This is a genomic window from Limnohabitans sp. Rim8 (assembly GCF_943326455.1).
Taxonomy (GTDB): Bacteria; Pseudomonadota; Gammaproteobacteria; order Burkholderiales; family Burkholderiaceae_C; genus Limnohabitans_A.
In genome coordinates this window covers 115,214-132,977 of sequence record NZ_CALPTI020000005.1, presented here as the reverse complement: position 1 = coordinate 132,977, position 17,764 = coordinate 115,214, and the positions used below count along the sequence as shown (strand labels likewise).

At 58.7% G+C, this 17,764-nt stretch carries 20 protein-coding genes; 11 read left to right on the top strand and 9 right to left on the bottom strand.

Annotation, left to right across the window (positions count from 1 at the left end; translation table 11 throughout):
* Positions 1–1,128 (top strand): outer membrane protein assembly factor BamC, encoded by a 1,128-nt coding sequence (gene bamC, locus Q1M54_RS05435; protein ID WP_300554928.1) that lies wholly within the window; start codon positions 1–3, stop codon positions 1,126–1,128.
* Positions 1,129–1,207: 79 nt separating this feature from the next.
* Here bamC and Q1M54_RS05430 read toward each other — a convergent pair whose 3' ends face one another.
* Complete coding sequence (locus tag Q1M54_RS05430) at positions 1,208–1,441, bottom strand: hypothetical protein (RefSeq protein WP_300554926.1); 234 nt, start codon at positions 1,439–1,441, stop codon at positions 1,208–1,210.
* 194 nt (positions 1,442–1,635) lie between these two features.
* Positions 1,636–2,757, bottom strand: a complete 1,122-nt coding sequence (locus tag Q1M54_RS05425; protein ID WP_300554924.1) for a cupin domain-containing protein — start codon at positions 2,755–2,757, stop codon at positions 1,636–1,638.
* A gap of 87 nt (positions 2,758–2,844) precedes the next feature.
* On the opposite strand from Q1M54_RS05425, the gene Q1M54_RS05420 reads away from it, so the two are divergent.
* Positions 2,845–3,378, top strand: a complete 534-nt coding sequence (locus Q1M54_RS05420) for an FKBP-type peptidyl-prolyl cis-trans isomerase (RefSeq protein ID WP_300554921.1) — start codon at positions 2,845–2,847, stop codon at positions 3,376–3,378.
* Between the two features lie 17 nt (positions 3,379–3,395).
* Here the strand turns inward: Q1M54_RS05420 and dut are convergent, their stop codons facing one another.
* Together dut and coaBC are read right to left on the bottom strand one after the other, a co-directional pair.
* On the bottom strand, positions 3,396–3,845 hold the full coding sequence (gene dut, locus Q1M54_RS05415) for a dUTP diphosphatase (RefSeq protein ID WP_300554918.1): 450 nt from the start codon (positions 3,843–3,845) through the stop codon (positions 3,396–3,398).
* A 2-nt stretch (positions 3,846–3,847) separates the two neighbouring features.
* Positions 3,848–5,071 (bottom strand): bifunctional phosphopantothenoylcysteine decarboxylase/phosphopantothenate--cysteine ligase CoaBC, encoded by a 1,224-nt coding sequence (coaBC, locus tag Q1M54_RS05410; RefSeq protein ID WP_300554915.1) that lies wholly within the window; start codon positions 5,069–5,071, stop codon positions 3,848–3,850.
* A gap of 77 nt (positions 5,072–5,148) precedes the next feature.
* On the opposite strand from coaBC, the gene Q1M54_RS05405 reads away from it, so the two are divergent.
* From Q1M54_RS05405 to Q1M54_RS05380, 6 genes are read left to right on the top strand one after another with little or no spacing between them, the layout of a single operon-like run.
* Positions 5,149–6,795 (top strand): CTP synthase, encoded by a 1,647-nt coding sequence (locus Q1M54_RS05405; RefSeq protein WP_300554913.1) that lies wholly within the window; start codon positions 5,149–5,151, stop codon positions 6,793–6,795.
* Between the two features lie 26 nt (positions 6,796–6,821).
* On the top strand, positions 6,822–7,676 hold the full coding sequence (kdsA, locus tag Q1M54_RS05400) for a 3-deoxy-8-phosphooctulonate synthase (RefSeq protein WP_300554911.1): 855 nt from the start codon (positions 6,822–6,824) through the stop codon (positions 7,674–7,676).
* Complete coding sequence (locus Q1M54_RS05395) at positions 7,673–7,960, top strand: DUF1330 domain-containing protein (protein ID WP_300554908.1); 288 nt, start codon at positions 7,673–7,675, stop codon at positions 7,958–7,960. The genes kdsA and Q1M54_RS05395 overlap by 4 nt, the downstream gene beginning before the upstream one ends.
* Positions 7,961–8,010: 50 nt before the next feature.
* Positions 8,011–9,297, top strand: a complete 1,287-nt coding sequence (gene eno, locus Q1M54_RS05390) for a phosphopyruvate hydratase (RefSeq protein ID WP_300554905.1) — start codon at positions 8,011–8,013, stop codon at positions 9,295–9,297.
* 12 nt (positions 9,298–9,309) lie between these two features.
* Positions 9,310–9,585, top strand: coding sequence for a septum formation initiator family protein (locus tag Q1M54_RS05385; protein ID WP_300554902.1), 276 nt, complete (start codon positions 9,310–9,312; stop codon positions 9,583–9,585).
* A 34-nt stretch (positions 9,586–9,619) separates the two neighbouring features.
* The gene (locus Q1M54_RS05380; RefSeq protein ID WP_300554899.1) at positions 9,620–10,087 is read left to right on the top strand and encodes a hypothetical protein; all 468 of its coding nucleotides are present in this window, start codon (positions 9,620–9,622) and stop codon (positions 10,085–10,087) included.
* A gap of 9 nt (positions 10,088–10,096) precedes the next feature.
* Here Q1M54_RS05380 and Q1M54_RS05375 read toward each other — a convergent pair whose 3' ends face one another.
* Complete coding sequence (locus tag Q1M54_RS05375) at positions 10,097–11,083, bottom strand: Hsp33 family molecular chaperone HslO (protein ID WP_300554895.1); 987 nt, start codon at positions 11,081–11,083, stop codon at positions 10,097–10,099.
* Positions 11,084–11,175: 92 nt separating this feature from the next.
* On the bottom strand, positions 11,176–11,700 hold the full coding sequence (locus tag Q1M54_RS05370) for a gamma carbonic anhydrase family protein (RefSeq protein WP_300554892.1): 525 nt from the start codon (positions 11,698–11,700) through the stop codon (positions 11,176–11,178).
* Positions 11,701–11,786: 86 nt separating this feature from the next.
* Here Q1M54_RS05370 and Q1M54_RS05365 point away from each other — a divergent pair, with 86 nt between their 5' ends.
* Together Q1M54_RS05365 and Q1M54_RS05360 are read left to right on the top strand one after the other, a co-directional pair.
* The gene (locus tag Q1M54_RS05365) at positions 11,787–12,563 is read left to right on the top strand and encodes a ferritin-like domain-containing protein (RefSeq protein ID WP_300554889.1); all 777 of its coding nucleotides are present in this window, start codon (positions 11,787–11,789) and stop codon (positions 12,561–12,563) included.
* A 78-nt stretch (positions 12,564–12,641) separates the two neighbouring features.
* Positions 12,642–13,100, top strand: a complete 459-nt coding sequence (locus Q1M54_RS05360; protein WP_300554886.1) for a RidA family protein — start codon at positions 12,642–12,644, stop codon at positions 13,098–13,100.
* Positions 13,101–13,343: 243 nt separating this feature from the next.
* On the opposite strand, the gene Q1M54_RS05355 is transcribed toward Q1M54_RS05360, so the two are convergent.
* A complete protein-coding gene (locus Q1M54_RS05355) occupies positions 13,344–14,453 on the bottom strand; it encodes an NAD(P)/FAD-dependent oxidoreductase (RefSeq protein WP_300554883.1) in 1,110 nt (369 codons plus the stop codon).
* Positions 14,454–14,593: 140 nt separating this feature from the next.
* On the opposite strand from Q1M54_RS05355, the gene Q1M54_RS05350 reads away from it, so the two are divergent.
* Positions 14,594–15,355: an SDR family oxidoreductase gene (locus Q1M54_RS05350; RefSeq protein WP_300554880.1), complete on the top strand. Its 762-nt coding sequence runs from the start codon at positions 14,594–14,596 to the stop codon at positions 15,353–15,355.
* Positions 15,356–15,503: 148 nt separating this feature from the next.
* On the opposite strand, the gene Q1M54_RS05345 is transcribed toward Q1M54_RS05350, so the two are convergent.
* Complete coding sequence (locus tag Q1M54_RS05345) at positions 15,504–16,085, bottom strand: Fe-Mn family superoxide dismutase (RefSeq protein WP_300554877.1); 582 nt, start codon at positions 16,083–16,085, stop codon at positions 15,504–15,506.
* Between the two features lie 238 nt (positions 16,086–16,323).
* Entirely contained in the window at positions 16,324–17,679 is a 1,356-nt protein-coding gene (gene xseA, locus Q1M54_RS05340; RefSeq protein ID WP_300554875.1) for an exodeoxyribonuclease VII large subunit, read from the bottom strand.
* Between the last annotated feature and the right edge of the window lie 85 nt (positions 17,680–17,764).

Below are 17,764 nucleotides of genomic sequence, written 5' to 3'. Positions count from 1 at the left end.
ATGTTTGTGAAAAACGCCACCATTGCCTCATTGGCCCGTTTCCCTTTTCAACGCTCGCTCACCGTGTTGGCCATCACCGCCTCACTCAGCGCCTGCTCCATATTGAAAGAGGACAAGATCGACTACAAGAGTGCCGTCAGAGCGCCCACCTTGGAAATCCCTCCCGACTTGTCACAACTGCGAAGAGAGTCCCGGTTTGCTTTTGAAAGCACATCGGCCACTGCCGCTGGGTTTCAAAGTGCCAGCAGCCGTGTGGCAGATGCAGGCACGGCCACGAACACCTTGGGCAAAGTGAAAATGGAACGCCAAGGCGACCAACGCTGGCTGGTCGTGGCCATGCCTGCAGACCAAGTCTGGCCCGCCTTGCGTGAATTTTGGACAACCAATGGCTTTCCACTGACCACCGACTCGCCCGAGCTGGGCATCATGGAGACCGACTGGGCGGAAAACCGGGCCAAATTGCCACAAGACTTCATCCGCAAAACGCTTGGAAGGGTGTTGGATTCGCTGTATTCAACTGGCGAACGCGACAGATACAGAACGCGGGTTGAGCGCAATGCCAAGGGCGAAGTGGAGATCTACATCAGCCACCGTGGCATGGTCGAGAACTACGCCACGGCACAAAAGGACCGCACCATTTGGCAAGCCCGTCCCAGCGATCCCGAACTGGAAATTGAATTTCTGCGTCGCCTCATGGTCAAATTGGGCACTTCGCCTCAAGAAGCCAGTAGTGCTGCAGTCACTGCCTCGAAAGCACCAGCAGGGTTCCCTGTGGTCATGGTTGGCGGCCAACCCACCATCACCCTGAACGAAGCCCTCGACAGGGCTTGGCGCCGCACAGGCGTCGCCCTCGACCGCAGTGGCTTCACCGTTGAAGATCGCGACATGGCTGCCGGGCGCTACTTTGTGCGCTATGTGGCACCGGAAAGCGCCAAACCAGAGACCGGCTTGATCTCTAGGCTTTTCAGCAGCAAAAAAGAGCAACGCGTTTTGGCCAAATACGGCATCAGCTTGAGCGCAAGCACTTCCGACCAAACCGTGATTCGTGTGCTGAACGCCAACGGTCAACCGGAGCAATCGGCAGAGGCCGAGCGAATCCTCAAATTACTCGCCACAGAACTGCGGTAAAAAATTTGAGCCCACAAAAAACCCCGCAATGCGGGGTGTTTTGTCGGCCGCCCCAGTTTGCACCAGGGCAGTTGGCGCATTACTTAGCGGCTGGGGCAGCTGGAGCAGCGGCTGGAGCAGCAGCAGGTGTGGCGGCTGCTGCGTCAGCAGCTGGGGCTGCGGCTGGAGCAGCAGCAGGAGCGGCATCAGCAGGTGCTGGTGCAGGTGCAGCAACGGGTGCAGGTGCAGCAGGTGCAGCGGCTTCTTCTTTTTTGCCGCAAGCGGACAGAGCAGCAGCAGCGATGATGGCAGCCAGAACGAGAGACTTGTTCATTTTGATTTTCCTAAGATAAGAATGAGAAAACAATTTCCGGAAATTGCTCAGATGGCTGGCATGCCATCCAAACCAGGTCAAAAGCACTCGAGCTCTTTTGTACCTAGCCTGTGATTATAGCGTTTTCCCTAGTTCGTGCAGGCCATTGCTTGACAAGTCAGAAAAGCAAGACAAGGAGCAGCCAAAAGGCATGATCAGAGCATGTGCAACCACCCCTCAGAGGCCCAGTCGCAAAGCGCAGTTTGCGCATTTGCGCTCAAAGTCTTGAATTTCGAACCGGAAATGCGCCGATCGTCTGCCAAAAGTCTTAAGACACGAGCATCGCGCCCCCCCACCCTGAAAGACTCGCCGTTGATGAACACATGCTGAGCGTCGTACATCATTTTGGTGCGCCGATCGAGTTGCACCCCGCCAGACAGATCGACAACTGCCTCCGAACTCTCGAACCACACCTGCGCTTTGGGCTCGGTCAAGTATTCGCCCAGCAAACTGTCCAACAATCGTGAATCTTGAAGTGCTTTGTCGATCACTTGACGTGCAAAGCCAGCCAATGGCGACGGAATCGCCGCAGGTGTCATCACCGCCGGTTGTTTCGGGTCTCGGTAAAGCCCAGAACCCAAAGCTTCAAACGCCTCGTCGGCCAAACCCATCAACAATTCGCGCGCCAACTCGCCCTCTTGCGGCGCCCGAAAGCCAATAGACCATGTCATGCACTCGCCCTCGGCCACGCCATCGTGCGCGTATTTTGGGGGCAGGTAAAGCATGTCACCGGGGTTGAGCACGAACTCTTCCTCAGCTTCAAAGTTTTGCAAGATCTTGAGCGGAACGCCTTCTTGCAGGCTCAGATCTTTTTGTTGACCAATTCGCCAGCGCCGCTGCCCATGCGCTTGCAGCAAGAAAACGTCATAGCTGTCAAAGTGCGGCCCCACACCGCCGCCGTCGCTGGCGTAACTGATCATCACATCGTCCAAGCGCGCGTCGGGCACAAAGCGGAACTGCTGCATCAAGGCATGAACGCCATCGTGGTGCATATCCACCCCTTGCACCAGAAAAGTCCACTTCTTTTGGCTAAATGGCGGCAGGCTGCGCTTCGGGAATGGGCCGTGCTTCATCTTCCAGCCTTTGGGCGAATCCACGATCAAACGAGACTCCACGCCTTCCTCGCCCGCCAAAGCCACCAAGTCGTTGCGCCCCACACACGGGACAAAGCCCGGAATGGCATTGCGCACCAGCAAGGGCTTTTTTTGCCAATAACGCTTCATGAATTGGGTGGGGCTCAGGCCGCCAAGCAGGGCCAAGGGTTGTGCTGTGTTCATCGGTGTGATTCAGTTGCAAAGGCCAAAAGACCTGTGCTCAAAGACAAAGCGGCCCAAAACAGGCTGCCAAACTGCGACAATTGTCGTATGGAAATCAAGACACCTTCTGTGGTCGCACTGACCTGGACACTCAAAGACACGCTGGGCGAAGTTCTGGACACCCTGGACGAACCGGTTGAATTTTTCATTGGCGGCCACGACCTGCTCCCCAAAATCGAAGAAGCCCTGCAAGGCCACGAAAAAGGCGCCAAGGTCGACCTGCACCTCGAGCCCGAAGACGCCTTTGGCGACTTCAACGAAGAGCTGCTTTTCTTGGAGCCGCTCGCCCTTTTTCCACCCGGCCTGGAACCTGGCCTCACCATCGAAGGCACGGCCCTGCCCCAAGGCTGTCACCCCGACGCGCCGCGCAACGTGCTTTACACCGTGACCGAGATCTACCCCGAGCATGTGGTGCTCGACGGCAACCACCCGCTGTCGGGCATTGCACTGCGTTTGCACCTGAAAGTGGAATCGGTTCGTGAGCCGACCGAAGCAGAAGTGGGCACCGGCAGCTGCGGCACGGGGTTTTTCAAAATTGAAGTAGGTGACGAAGGTCTACCCACGGGGCCAACCCTTCACTGAGCTGTGAAGGGGCCTGCTTATTTTTTGCCGGTAGAGCCGTAACCACCCTCACCGCGTTCGCTGGGTGAGTCAAACTCATTGACCACCTTGAACGTGGCCTGTACCACCGGAACAATCACCATCTGAGCGATGCGTTCCATCGGTTCAATGGTGAATGCAACCTCACTGCGGTTCCAGCAGCTGACCATCAGTTGGCCTTGGTAATCGCTGTCGATCAAGCCCACCAAATTGCCCAACACGATCCCGTGCTTGTGTCCCAAGCCTGAACGAGGCAGCAACATGGCTGCATAGCCTGGATCCTTCAGGTGGATCGCCATACCTGTGGGTACCAACTGCCAAGCATTGGGTGCCAAAGTCAGCGGCGCATCCAGGCAGGCGCGCAAGTCAAGGCCCGCGCTGCCCGGGGTCGCGTAAGTCGGCATTTGGGCGGCAATTCGCGCATCCAGAATCTTGACATCAATGTCCATGGTCATCCCTGTTGTGAGCCCAGACGCCGGGCAATGTCTTCCATGAGCTGAACCGCCAAAACCTGCTTGCTGGCGTGCGGCAATTCCCTGGCCCCAGTCGCGTCCACCAAGAGCAAGGCGTTGTCGTCTTGGCCAAAGGTGGCTGGGCCGATATTGCCCACCAGCAAAGGCACCCCTTTGCGCAAGCGCTTGGCCGTGGCGTGCGCCAGCAAATCGTGGCTTTCGGCGGCAAAACCCACACAAAACAGATCGCCCTTTTGCGCCGCGGGCGACTGGGCCACGGTCGCCAAAATGTCGGGGTTCTCCACAAAGCTCAGCTCAGGCGTCAGACCCGAGCCGTCTTTCTTGATTTTTTGATCGGCCGAGTTGGCCGGACGCCAGTCCGCCACGGCGGCAGTGGCCACGAAAACGCCTTGTGCAGGTAAATGGGCCTGCACCGCCAGCAACATGTCTCGGGCAGAGCGCACGTTCACGCGCTTGACCCCACGGGGCGTTTCCAAGTTCACCGGGCCAGCGATCAAGGTCACATCGCCCCCCGCCATTCGGGCTGCACGCGCAATGGCAAAACCCATCTTGCCGCTCGACAAATTGGTAATACCGCGCACCGGGTCAATCGCCTCATAAGTGGGACCAGCCGTGACCAACACAGCCCGACCCGCCATCCGTTTGGGGGCGAAAAATGCCTCTAAATCTTCCAGAATTTCATGGGCTTCAAGCATGCGCCCGTCGCCCGTCTCGCCGCAAGCCTGATCGCCCTGCCCCACGTCCAGCACATGGATGCCGTCGGATTTGAGCTGCGCCACATTGCGCTGAGTGGCCGGGTTGGACCACATTTCGCGGTTCATGGCCGGGGCCACGATGAGCGGCACCTTGTCAAGCGGACGGGCCAGACACATCAGACTCAAAAGTTCATCCGCGCCGCCGTGCAGGAGTTTGGCCATGAAGTCGGCACTGGCCGGGGCCACCACAATCGCATCGGCTTCGCGGCTCAGGTTGATGTGCGCCATGTTGTTGGCCTCGCGCGGGTCCCACTGTGAGGTGTAAACAGGCCGGCCCGACAAAGCCTGCAGGGTGACTGCCGTCATGAACTGCTCGGCCGCTTGGGTCATCACCACCTGCACCGTGACGCCTGCCTTGACCAAGGCGCGGCAAAGTTCAGCCGACTTGAAGGCCGCGATGCCGCCGGACAAGCCCAGAACGATGTGTTTTCCAGCCAATGTGCTCATGCCCAGAAATGTAGCAGACGTGACTGTCTATAATCACGATTTCCACCTACCGGGAGCTGAATGCTCCCGTCTTGGACATGACCAAATTTGTCTTCGTCACCGGCGGTGTGGTGTCTTCCCTGGGCAAGGGAATCGCCTCCGCATCGCTCGCCGCCCTCCTTGAATCGCGCGGCCTGTCTGTCACCCTCATCAAGCTCGACCCCTACCTCAATGTGGACCCCGGCACCATGTCGCCGATCCAACATGGCGAGGTTTTTGTGACCGACGACGGCGCGGAAACTGACCTTGATTTGGGACACTATGAGCGCTTCATCAACACCCGGATGAAGAAAGCCAACAACTTCACCACGGGCCAGATTTACAAAAGCGTGCTCGAGAAAGAACGCCGTGGCGATTACTTGGGCAAGACCGTGCAGGTCATCCCTCACGTCACCAACGAAATTCAAGACTTTGTCAAACGGGGTGCTGGTTTTGGAACCCCCGAAGCGGTCGATGTGGCCATTGTGGAGATCGGCGGCACCGTGGGCGACATCGAATCGCTGCCCTTCTTAGAGGCCGTGCGCCAACTCAGCTTGCGCATGGGGCCCAACAACTCGGCCTTTGTGCACCTGACTTATGTGCCCTGGATCGCGGCAGCCGGCGAACTCAAGACCAAACCCACCCAGCATACGGTACAAAAATTGCGTGAAATCGGTATCCAGCCTGATGCGCTGCTCTGCCGCGCCGACCGCTACATCCCGGACGACGAACGCGACAAGATTTCCCTGTTCACCAACGTGCAAAGCTGGGGCGTGATCTCCATGCCCGACGTGGACACCATCTACAAAGTGCCCCGCGTGCTGCATGAACAAGGCTTGGACGGTTTGATTTGCGACAAGCTGCGTCTGAACACCCAGCCCGCCAACCTCAAGCGCTGGGACGATCTGGTTCACGACACCGAACACCCCCAAGGTGAAGTCACGATCGCCATGGTTGGCAAGTATGTGGAGCTGTCAGACAGCTACAAATCGGTCAACGAGGCACTGCGCCACGCAGGCATGCGCAACCATGTGCGCGTCAAAATCGAACACATTGACTCCGAAACCATCACCCCAGAGACCGTGGCCAGCTTGGCCCGTTACGACGGCATCTTGGTGCCTGGCGGCTTTGGCAAACGCGGTGTCGAAGGCAAGATCGAAACCGCACAATTTGCACGGACCCACAAGCTGCCCTATTTGGGGATTTGCTTGGGCATGCAAGTGGCCACCATCGAATACGCCCGCCATGTGGCCGGCATGAAGGACGCCAACAGCACCGAATTTGAACCCGAAACGCCCTTTCCCGTGATTGCCCTGATCAACGAGTGGAAAGATGCCGATGGCTCCATCCAGGTGCGCGATGCCAACTCCGACTTGGGCGGCACCATGCGCCTGGGCGCACAAAGTTCGGACGTCGCCAAAGGCACACTGGCCCACCAAATTTACGGCGACGTGGTCACTGAGCGCCACCGCCACCGCTATGAAGCCAACGTGAATTACCTGAACGACTTGCGCAAAGCAGGCTTGGTGATCTCGGCCTTGACCCAGCGCGAGCAACTGACAGAAATCGTTGAGTTGCCACAAAACGTGCACCCCTGGTATGTGGGCGTGCAGTTTCACCCCGAATTCAAGTCCACGCCCTGGGATGGCCACCCCCTGTTCAATGCATTCGTCAAAGCGTCTGTCGAACACAAGGCAGCCGCCTGATTCAACCCAACGCACAGGAGCACGCCATGAAACTCTGCGGATTCGACGTCGGCCTGAACCACCCGTTCTTTTTGATTGCAGGCACCTGCTCCATCGAAGGTCTGGAGATGTCCATTGAGGTGGCTGGTCGCCTCAAAGAGACCTGCACGGCATTGGGCATCCCCTTCATTTACAAAGGCTCGTTCGACAAAGCCAACCGGTCTTCTGGCAACACACAGCGCGGCGTGGGCATCGACGTTGGCCTCAAAATTTTGGACGAAGTGCGTCGCCAAATCGGCGTGCCTATCCTCACCGATGTGCATGACGAATCTCAGGTCAAGACCGTGGCCAGCGTGGTTGACGTGTTGCAGACCCCCGCGTTTTTGTGCCGACAAACCGACTTCATCCGCGCAGTGGCCCAGTCGGGCAGACCGGTCAACATCAAGAAGGGCCAGTTTTTAGCCCCTTGGGACATGAAAAACGTCATCGACAAAGCCCGCAGCGCAGCGCGTGAAGCGGGTTTACCAGAGGACAACTTTTTGGCCTGCGAGCGCGGTGTGAGCTTTGGCTACAACAACCTGGTGGCCGACATGACCAGCTTGGCCGAAATGCGCAAAACAGGCGCCCCCGTGGTGTTTGACGTGACCCACTCGGTGCAAAAGCCGGGCGGTCAGGGCACCAGCAGCGGCGGTGCCCGTGAGATGGTCCCAGTGCTGGCACGTGCAGGCGTGGCCGCAGGTGTGGCGGGTCTCTTCATGGAAACCCACCCCAAGCCTCAAGAGGCTTGGTCAGACGGCCCCAATGCGGTGCCGCTGGGCAAAATGCGCGCCTTGCTGGAAACCTTGGTTCAGCTCGATGCCGTCACCAAAAAGAACCCATTTTTAGAGGAAGACTTTTCATGAGCGGCTACATCATTGCCCACGTTCAGGTGACCAACCCGGTGCAGTACGAAGAATACAAAAAATGGTCCACCGCCGCCATGAAAACCGCCGGTGCTGAAGTCTGCGTTCGCGGCGGTCAAGTCCAGGTGCTCGAGGGCGACTGGGCACCCGAGCGCATCGTCGTCCTGAAGTTCACCTCTTTTGAAGCCGCCAAGGCTTTTTACGAACTGCCCGAATACCTCAAAGCCCGTGAAGCCCGAGAAGGCGCAGCCATCATGCGCATGGTGGCCGTTGAAGGCGTTTGAGCCACTGGCTTTGTAAACCCGTTTTATTTTTAAATTGAGAGAGTTCAAAAATGAGTGCAATCGTTGATATCGTCGGCCGTGAAATCCTCGACAGCCGTGGCAACCCCACCGTCGAATGCGACGTGTTGCTGGAGTCTGGCGTCATGGGCCGCGCTGCTGTCCCGTCGGGCGCATCCACCGGCAGCCGCGAAGCGATCGAACTGCGCGACGGCGACAAAACCCGCTACTTGGGTAAAGGCGTGCTCAAAGCTGTGGAACACATCAACACTGAAATCAGTGAAGCCGTACTGGGTCTGGACGCCTCCGAGCAAGCCTTTTTAGACCGCACCCTGATCGACTTGGACGGCACCGACAACAAGAGCCGCCTGGGTGCCAACGCCATGTTGGCCGTGTCCATGGCCGTAGCCCGCGCTGCGGCCGAAGAGTCCGGCCTGCCCCTGTACCGCTACTTTGGCGGCATGAACGCCAACCAAATGCCCGTCCCCATGATGAACGTCATCAACGGTGGCGCACACGCCAACAACAACCTGGACTTGCAAGAGTTCATGATCATCCCCGTGGGCGCACCGTCGTTCCGCGAGGCTGTGCGCTGGGGCGCTGAGGTGTTCCATGCCCTGAAGAAAATCATCCACGACAAGGGCATGAGCATTGCCGTGGGCGACGAAGGCGGCTTTGCCCCCAACATCGACAGCCACGAAGCGGCCATCCAAATGGTGCTCGACGCGATTGCCGCCGCCGGTTACACCGCTGGCGAGCAGATCGCCATTGGTCTGGACTGTGCGGCCAGCGAGTTCTACAAAGACGGCCACTACGTGTTGGCTGGCGAAGGCGGCATCAGCCTGACGTCTGAACAGTGGACCGACATGCTGGCCACCTGGTGTGACAAGTACCCCATCATCAGCATCGAAGACGGCATGGCCGAGGGCGATTGGGACGGCTGGAAAATCCTGACCGATCGCTTGGCCAAGAACGTGCAAATCGTGGGTGACGACCTGTTCGTGACCAACACCAAGATCCTCAAAGAAGGCATCGACAAAGGCATCGCCAACTCGATCCTGATCAAGATCAACCAGATCGGCACTCTGACTGAAACCTTTGCCGCCATCGAGATGGCCAAACGCGCTGGTTACACCGCCGTGATCTCTCACCGCTCTGGCGAGACCGAAGACAGCACCATTGCCGACATCGCCGTGGGCCTCAATGCCGGTCAGATCAAAACCGGCTCCATGAGCAGATCAGACCGCATGGCCAAGTACAACCAGTTGCTGCGCATCGAAGAAGACTTGGGCGACGTGGCCGTGTACCCAGGCCGTTCAGCTTTCTACAACTTGCGCTAAAACGATTCCACCATGGGCAACCGCTTGATCCCTGCCGTGCTATTTGCCTTGCTGGCAATTGTTCAAGTGCAGCTGTGGTTTGGGCAAGGCAGCTTGCCCCATGTCAACGCCTTGCGCCTAGAGTTAGACCAGCAAAAACTGGCCAACGAGGAAGCACGGCTCAAGATGGAGCAACTGAGCGCCGAGGTCACCGACTTGAAACAAGGCCTCAACATGGTCGAAGAACGTGCCCGAAATGAGCTGGGCATGGTCAAAACCAACGAAGTCTTCGTTCAAGTCGCCAAGTGATGGCCACATCAGCTGTATTGGCTGACCTGTCACGATGACCCTCAGGTCTGTGGATATCCTGGGCGCTCAAGGAAGCGGCAAATCTTGGCTCGCCCGGGCTTTGATCAGCGCCTTGCAAGCCAGTGGGCTCCAAGACCATTGGGTGATTTCGGAGTCCCAAGAGCCTGCGCCCCACCCAAGCCCTGAAACCATCACATTGTTGATGGGATTGGATTTACCTGGCCTTGGCCCTGAACAGGATGGCGAAGACAAACGCTTGCGACAAGCACTGGTCAACACACAGGCCCCTTTCACAGTGATCTACGGCAAAGGCCTTGACCGTCTGAGCAACGCCTTGCTGGCTTTGGATTTGGCGTGCCAAACAGACGCCGCTTGGCTAGAGCGGGAAAGCGCTCAATTCAACATCAACCGCGGGCGCGATGTGTGGCAATGCAACGACTGCAGCGATCCAGCCTGCGAGCACAAATTGTTCACGGGCTTGCTGGCCAAACGTGCTGGCTGAGCGCTGGCCTCAGTGCACTGCGCCTGGTGGTAAGTCGGCAGGCAGACCGGTAAAAAGACCCGCTGCATCGACCGGGTCAAAGCGGTATTGCGCACCGCAAAAGTCGCAGCCCACTTCCACTTGGCCCTGCTCGGCGATGATGCCTTCCACCTCTTCGGTGCCCAAGCTGCGAATCATGTTGCCCACGCGTTCGCGGTTGCATCGGCAGGCAAAGCGGGGGCCAGTCTCGCCCATGAACGGTTCAAACCGGGCCAAGGGCTCTTCCCAATACAAACGGTGCAAAATCGTTTCGGCATCCAAACCCAGCAGCTCTTCACGCTTGAGGCTCTTGGTCAAAATCGAGATGCGACTGAAGTCTTCGCTCAAACCCAGTACCGACTCGCGCATGAGCGAATCGGTTTTACCGGCAAGATTGCCCTCACCTTCGATGGGCAGGCGCTGGATCAGCAAACCCGCCGCCACCTTATCGTCGGCCGCCAACACCAGCACTGTGTCCAATTGTTCGGACTGCAGCATGTAGTGCTCCAGCACCTCGCTGATGTTCTCCAGCTTCTCCCCCCGATCACCAAACAGCGGCACCACGCCTTGATAAGGCTGCTGACCGGGCAAGCGATCCTGTGGATCCAACGTGATGGCGCAGCGCCCTCCGTTGTTCACGTTCACCATTTGGCTCAGGGTGGCATCTGTGGCCACCTCCCCCACCTGGGTGCAAGTGGCCCGCAGGCTCAAGTCGGGCTGCACTTCAACCACACCCAGCTTGACCGGGCCATCACCAAAAATCTGCAACACCAACGCGCCATTGAACTTGATGTTGCCTTGCATCAGCACGCCGGCTGCGGCCATCTCGCCCAACAACTGGCGCACGGGTGCGGGATAAGCGCCGGTTTCAGAATTGGCGGCGCGGCGCGCCAGAATGTCTTGCCAAGCATCGGTCAGGCGCACCAACATGCCACGCACTGGCAGGCCTTCAAAAATGAATTTATGGAGTTCGGACAAAGTGCAATCAACAGCCCCACGGGGCCGATCCTCAAAAGTTAATAAGTATTCGTTCAGGCCAAAAAATCACCGCACAAAAATCACCGGAATCGTCAGCTGATTTTTTTCAGACCCGCCTTGAAGCGCCGAGCGTTTTCCACGTAATGCTTGGCGCTTTGGCGCAGGCTTTCGATCTGCTCGGGGCTGAGTTCGCGCACCACCTTGGCCGGCGTGCCCATGATCATGGAGCCATCCGGGAACTCCTTGCCCTCAGTCACCAATGAACCTGCGCCCACCAGGCAGTTCTTGCCGATCTTCGCGCCATTGAGCACCACCGCGCCAATGCCAATCAGCGACTCATCGCCGATGGTGCAGCCGTGCAGCATGACCATATGACCCACCGTGACGTGCTTGCCGATCTTGATGGGTTTGCCGTGGTCGGCGTGCATCACACTGCCGTCCTGGATGTTGCTGCCCTCGCCTATCTCAATCGTCTCGGTATCACCCCGCACCGTCACGCCAAACCAGACACTGGCATCAGCTGCAATCTTGACCGCGCCCATGACCTGCGCGTTGTCGGCCACCCATGCCGTCTCGGCGAGTTCGGGGGTTTGGTCGTCCAGTTGGTAAATGGCCATATCGGTCTCCTGTCGGTTGTGTTTTCTTGTAAACCTACAATTGTAGGGAAGCCCACACCCTGCCGTGGGCGCTGCCCACGATCACCATGCACACCCTGCGCTCTGCCGCCCTGATTCCTTGGTCGCAAACCGACCCGAACCTGAAAGCCCAAACCACTTTGGCGCTGGACCTGAGCCTGCCCGTGGGTGCACAAGACAGCCTCAATGCCCCTTCTGCTGGCCCCGGTCGCGCTGCCCGCCCTGTGCTGGTGCCGCACACCCAGCTCAAAGCCAAATCCATGGCCACCTCTGAGGGCCGGGCCATGCTGGTTCACGCTATCGCACACATCGAGCTCAATGCCATTGATTTGGCGCTGGACGTGGTCTGGCGCTTTGCAGGCATGCCCGATGCTTTTTACACCGACTGGGTGCGCATCGCCCAGGAGGAGGCCAAACACTTCAGCCTATTGCGCCAGCATTTGGTCAGCCTGGGTTTTGACTACGGCGATTTTCCGGCCCACAACACCCTGTGGGACATGGCCGAGCGCACGCAGGGTGACATCCTGGCCCGCATTGGCATCGTGCCGCGCACCATGGAAGCCCGGGGCCTGGACGCCTCACCGGGCGTCAAAAACAAGCTGGTCAGCGTGGGCGACCACCGGGCAGGCGAGATTTTGGACATCATCTTGAACGATGAAATCGGTCATGTGGCCGCCGGCAACCGCTGGTACCGCCACCTCTGCGAGGAACGCGGCCTCGACCCTGTGCGCAACTATGCCGAGTTGATGGCACAGTACGATGCACCCAAACTGCGCCCGCCCTTCAACATGGCAGCGCGGCGTCTAGCGGGTTTTGAAGAAGCCGAATTGGATGCCTTGAACTGAACCCAAACCTTAAACACTCAACGACCACCCCTCTGAGACACCGTCTCGCCTGAAATTCCCACCTCCTGAAAGTTGACCATGAACGTTTACGACACCCTGAAATCCCTGAACATCGAATTGCCCCCCGTGGCCGTACCCGCTGCGGCCTATGTGCCCTTTGTGCAAACGGGCAACTTGGTGTTCTTGTCGGGCCACATCGCCAAAAAAGGCGGTCAAGTCTGGGCGGGTCAACTGGGCAAAAACATCAGCACAGCCGAAGGCCAGCAGGCCGCTCGTGCGGTGGCCATTGACCTGATGGGCACGCTGCACGCCGCAGTGGGCGACCTGAACAAGGTCACCCGCATCGTCAAAGTCATGAGCCTGGTCAACTCAACGGGCGATTTCACCGAGCAGCACTTGGTGACCAACGGCTGCAGCGAGTTGCTGGGCCAAGTGTTTAGCTCAAAGGTCGGCGCGCACGCGCGCAGCGCCTTTGGCGTGGCACAGATCCCGCTCGGGGCCTGCGTCGAGATCGAACTCATCGCAGAGATCGGCTGAAGCGTTTAACGCGCCAAAAGGCAAAAGCCAACCTGACACACGCGCCCGAGCGCTTGAGCATGCGCCTCATCACTCGCTTCGCTCGCCAAATCGGCGAGTCCGCTCAGGCCAATACCCTGGGCGGAAAAACTCCACGAAGAAGCATCAGATCACCACAGGCTTTGGTTCCAGCCGAATCCCCAACCGTTCGTACACACTGGTCTGAATGGCCACCGAAGGTGGCAAGCGACTTTTGGGGGCCGATCAAGACAAGCGCCGGACCACTTCGGCCGCCATGGCCAGCGAACTCGTCAAACCGGGTGACTCGATGCCCAACAAGTTCACCAAGCCGGGCACACCATGCTCGGCAGGACCTTGAATCATGAAATCGGCAGAAGCCTCAGAGGGGCCGCTGATCTTGGGCCTGATGCCGGCATAACCGGGCAACAAAGCCCCATCGGCCAGGCCTGGCCAATACTTGCGCACCTCGGCATAAAAAGCATCACCCCGGCTGGGGTCGACTTGCAGGTCGGTCGGGTCCGTCACCCACTGCACATCCGGCCCGAACTTGGCTTGCCCTCCCAGGTCGAGCGTCAGGTGCACGCCCAGCCCGGCCGCTTCGGGCACGGGGTAGATCAGGCGAGAAAACGGCGCTTTGCCCGACAAAGTGAAGTAATTGCCTTTGGCGTAATGCGCTTGGGGCAACCATTCGGGGTTCAGGCCTTCCATGCAGCGGGCCATATTCACGGCCTGCAGACCTGCCGCATTGACCAACACCCGGCAAGCCAGCTGTGTGCCATCCTGCGTTTGCACCCGCATCGGGTGGCTTGCCGTGCCTTGGTGCAGCCCAATGTGCTGAACTGGCGACACCAGCGCCAACAGGCCACCCGCGTTTTCCATGTCGCCTTGCAGGGCCAGCATCAGGCCGTGGCTGTCCACCACACCCGAGCTGGGCGAGAGCAAAGCAGCCTCGCAGGCCAAGGCCGGCTCCAAAGCCATCGCCTCGGTGGCAGTGAGTTTTTTCAGGTCGTATACGCCGTTGGCTGCGGCCTTGCGCATGATGCCGTCCAAGTCCTGAACTTGCTCAGGGCGGGTGGCCACAATGAGTTTGCCCAATTGACTGTGCGACACCCCTCTCTCGGCGCAGTAGGCATAGAGCATTTGTTTGCCTTGTACGCACAAGCGCGCCTTGAGAGAACCTGCCGGGTAATAAATACCGGCATGGATGACTTCGCTGTTGCGAGCGCTGGTACCCGTGCCAATGGCGTTTTCCGATTCGAGCACCATCACCTCTTGGCCAGACAACGCCAGCGCCCGACCCACAGCCAGGCCGATCACGCCAGCTCCTATTACGACAGCATCGACTTGTTCCACCTGGACCTCAAATGAGTTTTTAAAAACCCGATTGTGGCGCAGCCCATTCCCCGCCGCAGTGGCAGGGCTGACGCCCGCAAGACAGACAGCTGCAGCGCCTCGATGCAGACTGCAAGACATTCAAACAAGGAGAAACAGGCATGTCGTTGTTCAATTTGCAAGGCAAAGTGGCGGTGGTGACGGGCTCCAGTCGGGGCATTGGCCGGTCCATCGCCCACCAATTGGCCAAGGCGGGCGCCAAGGTGGTGGTGTCCAGCCGCAAGCTTGATGCTTGCGAGGTGGTGGTTCAAGAGATCCTGGCCGCGGGTGGTGAGGCCATGTCGGTTGCAGCCAGCATTTCGAACAAAGAACAGCTGCAAAACCTCATCACCAAGACCCGTGAGACATGGGGGCCCGTGGATATTTTGGTCTGCAATGCAGCCACCAACCCTTATTACGGCCCTGCCATGGGCATGAGCGACGAGGTGTTTGACAAAGTCATGCGCAACAACGTGTTGTCGAATGCCTGGCTGTGCAATCTGGTCTACCCCGACATGAAGGCACAAAAGGATGGCGCCATCGTGATCGTGTCGTCCATTGGCGGGCTGCACGGCTCGTCGGTGATTGGTGCTTACAACCTGTCCAAGGCTGCTGACATGCAGTTGGCTCGCAACTTGGCAGTGGAATGGGGGCCGGACAATATCCGCATCAATTGCATTGCTCCGGGATTGATCAAGACGGACTTTGCCAAGGCGCTGCACGAAGACCCGGTGCTCAGCGCCAAATACAACAACGAGACGCCCTTGCGCCGCATGGGTGAACCGGACGATATTGGCGGCATTGCGGTGTTTTTGGCGAGTGCTGCGGGACGTTACGTCACGGGGCAGACCGTGGTGGCGGATGGCGGAATGATGATTCGCTGAGCACATTCGCTGAGCATTGTCGAGCTCCGCTGAGATCAGGGTGGGGCCGGATCCTCACGGTAGAACGTCACCGTCAGGTCCGACAACTCACTGCGAAAAAAACAAAAAGCCCGCATCAGCGGGCTTTTGGCATTGAGGATGGCGTCGATCAGCCGAAGTTCTTCTCGGCAAACGACCAGTTCACCAGCTTGTCGAGGAAGGTCTCGACGAACTTGGGGCGCATGTTGCGGTAGTCGATGTAGTAAGCGTGTTCCCACACATCCACCGTGAGCAAGGCGGTGTCGCCTGTTGTCAGGGGCGTGCCTGCTGCGCCCATGTTGACGATGTCGACCGAGCCGTCGGCTTTCTTGACCAGCCAAGTCCAGCCGGAGCCGAAGTTGCCCACGGCGCTCTTGACAAAGGCTTCTTTGAATGCGGCATAGCTGCCAAACTTGGTGTTGATGGCTGTGGCCAATGCGCCTGTGGGCTCGCCGCCGCCATTGGGCTTCATGCAATTCCAGAAGAAGGTGTGGTTCCAGATCTGGGCGGAGTTGTTGTACACGCCGCCGCTGGATTTTTTGATGATCTCTTCGAGCGACATGCTCTCGAATTCAGTGCCTTTTTGCAGGTTGTTCAGGTTCACCACATAGGCGTTGTGGTGCTTGCCGTGGTGAAACTCTAGGGTTTCCTGGCTGTAGTGAGGGGCCAAAGCGTCGATCGCATAAGGCAGTGCGGGCAAGGTGTGTTCCATGAGGGGTCCTTTTGTTGTTGCGGGTTGAAAAAATGCTAAACGCATTTTAGGGGAGCGCGATGCCCCTTACCGTATTCAGGGTCACTGAAGGGATGGTGATCTGAAAGACATGGGCTTGGCCGAGTGGGCCCCAATGACCCACAGCCATTGTGGGCCGGGGCCTGGGCACCGATTTTGGGTACTCCCTCATGAGGTGCACAGGCCTCGGCCCACGACGGCTTAACTGTTGAACGAAAACTCAAGGGGTCACGGTCAGCGGCACATCCCCATCCGCCAAAGTCGCCCGAACCGCTTGGCCCGCTTGAAACTGCCCGGCATGGGTCAAAGCCTGCCCGTTGTCGTCGCTCAGCCAAGCGTAACCCCGCTCCAGCACCCGGTGGGGGTCCACCGACGACAAACGCAAAGCGGCCCGCTCCAGACGCTGGGCGCGTTGAGGAACCTGCTGAGCCCGGTTGAAGCCTAAACGGTCATTCAAGCGGTCCAATTGGTGCGCTTGCCCTGTCAATTGGCTTTGAACTGCACTGTTCAAACGACCGGCCAAGCGGTCCAGCCACTGGGTGTGCTGGCCCAGCAGGGCTTGTGGTCGGCTCAATCGCGTGGCGATGGCGCTCAGACGTTGACTCTGGCGCTCTTGCTGGCGCACCAAACTCAGCCCCAACCGGGCTGCCACAGCGTCCAAGCGTTGCGCTTGACGGTCTTGCTGGCGCAGCAGACCCCTGTTCAACCGGTGCTCAAGCACCGACAAGGCTTCAAGGCTCACGCTCCGATCGGTCGCAGCCATCTCGGCCGCTGCGGTTGGGGTGGGGGCGCGCACGTCGGCCACAAAGTCGGCGATGGTGAAATCGGTTTCGTGGCCCACGCCGCATATCAAGGGCACAGGGCTTTGCGCAATCACGCGGGCCAGATTTTCGTCATTGAAAGACCACAAGTCTTCCATGGAACCACCGCCACGTACCAAAAGAATGACGTCAACCGGCGGACACAGCGGGTTGTCTTCGGCCGTGAGGGCGTAAACGTTCAACAAAGCTTGCGCCAGCGTGCCCGCTGCACCAGGTCCTTGAACCCATGCTGGCGCCATCAACACCGGAATGTGCGGAACCCGTCGCTGCAAAGCGGTCATCACATCGTGCCAAGCGGCAGCGCCCAGCGATGTCACCACCCCAATGGCACGGGGTTGGGCTGGTAAAGCCCGTTTGTGGACGGGATCAAAAAGGCCTTCGGCTTCGAGCTTGGCTTTGAGGCGCAAAAACTGCTCAAACAAAGCCCCCTGCCCGGCCCTCGCCATCGACTCGACGATCAACTGCAGGTCACCCCGGGCCTCGTAAACCCCCAATCGCCCGCGTACCTCAACCAATTCGCCGTCACGCGGGGCAAAGTCCATCAAGCTGGCAGCACGTCGGAATATGGCGCAGCGGATTTGGCCCGTGTCGTCCTTGATCGAAAAATAACAATGCCCACTGGCTGCGCGCGCAAAGCCCGAAATCTCGCCACGCACGCTGACAGGATTGAACTGACCATCCAAAGAATCAGCAACGGCGCGGCACAGCGCAGAAACTGTCCATGCGCGCGGCGTCAAATCGTTGTTTTCGGACATGGGATGAGGTTTGCTGGGTGTTTTCAACACATTTCAATTGAAAAATCAAGCGGCTCTTGGCAGAGTACTCCACAAGCCAAGGGCG

Excerpts from the sequence above, each read along its gene's own strand:
- Q1M54_RS05385 (WP_300554902.1), top strand. The coding sequence starts at position 9,310 with ATGGGCAACCGCTTGATCCCTGCCGTGCTATTTGCCTTGCTGGCAATT.
- xseA (WP_300554875.1), bottom strand. The coding sequence starts at position 17,679 with ATGTCCGAAAACAACGATTTGACGCCGCGCGCATGGACAGTTTCTGCG.
- Q1M54_RS05365 (WP_300554889.1), top strand. The coding sequence starts at position 11,787 with ATGCACACCCTGCGCTCTGCCGCCCTGATTCCTTGGTCGCAAACCGAC.
- Q1M54_RS05405 (WP_300554913.1), top strand. The coding sequence starts at position 5,149 with ATGACCAAATTTGTCTTCGTCACCGGCGGTGTGGTGTCTTCCCTGGGC.
- Q1M54_RS05420 (WP_300554921.1), top strand. The coding sequence starts at position 2,845 with ATGGAAATCAAGACACCTTCTGTGGTCGCACTGACCTGGACACTCAAA.
- Q1M54_RS05370 (WP_300554892.1), bottom strand. The coding sequence starts at position 11,700 with ATGGCCATTTACCAACTGGACGACCAAACCCCCGAACTCGCCGAGACG.
- Q1M54_RS05430 (WP_300554926.1), bottom strand. The coding sequence starts at position 1,441 with ATGAACAAGTCTCTCGTTCTGGCTGCCATCATCGCTGCTGCTGCTCTG.
- dut (WP_300554918.1), bottom strand. The coding sequence starts at position 3,845 with ATGGACATTGATGTCAAGATTCTGGATGCGCGAATTGCCGCCCAAATG.
- Q1M54_RS05360 (WP_300554886.1), top strand. The coding sequence starts at position 12,642 with ATGAACGTTTACGACACCCTGAAATCCCTGAACATCGAATTGCCCCCC.
- kdsA (WP_300554911.1), top strand. The coding sequence starts at position 6,822 with ATGAAACTCTGCGGATTCGACGTCGGCCTGAACCACCCGTTCTTTTTG.
- Q1M54_RS05425 (WP_300554924.1), bottom strand. The coding sequence starts at position 2,757 with ATGAACACAGCACAACCCTTGGCCCTGCTTGGCGGCCTGAGCCCCACC.
- Q1M54_RS05380 (WP_300554899.1), top strand. The coding sequence starts at position 9,620 with ATGACCCTCAGGTCTGTGGATATCCTGGGCGCTCAAGGAAGCGGCAAA.
- Q1M54_RS05345 (WP_300554877.1), bottom strand. The coding sequence starts at position 16,085 with ATGGAACACACCTTGCCCGCACTGCCTTATGCGATCGACGCTTTGGCC.
- coaBC (WP_300554915.1), bottom strand. The coding sequence starts at position 5,071 with ATGAGCACATTGGCTGGAAAACACATCGTTCTGGGCTTGTCCGGCGGC.
- Q1M54_RS05350 (WP_300554880.1), top strand. The coding sequence starts at position 14,594 with ATGTCGTTGTTCAATTTGCAAGGCAAAGTGGCGGTGGTGACGGGCTCC.
- Q1M54_RS05395 (WP_300554908.1), top strand. The coding sequence starts at position 7,673 with ATGAGCGGCTACATCATTGCCCACGTTCAGGTGACCAACCCGGTGCAG.
- bamC (WP_300554928.1), top strand. The coding sequence starts at position 1 with ATGTTTGTGAAAAACGCCACCATTGCCTCATTGGCCCGTTTCCCTTTT.
- eno (WP_300554905.1), top strand. The coding sequence starts at position 8,011 with ATGAGTGCAATCGTTGATATCGTCGGCCGTGAAATCCTCGACAGCCGT.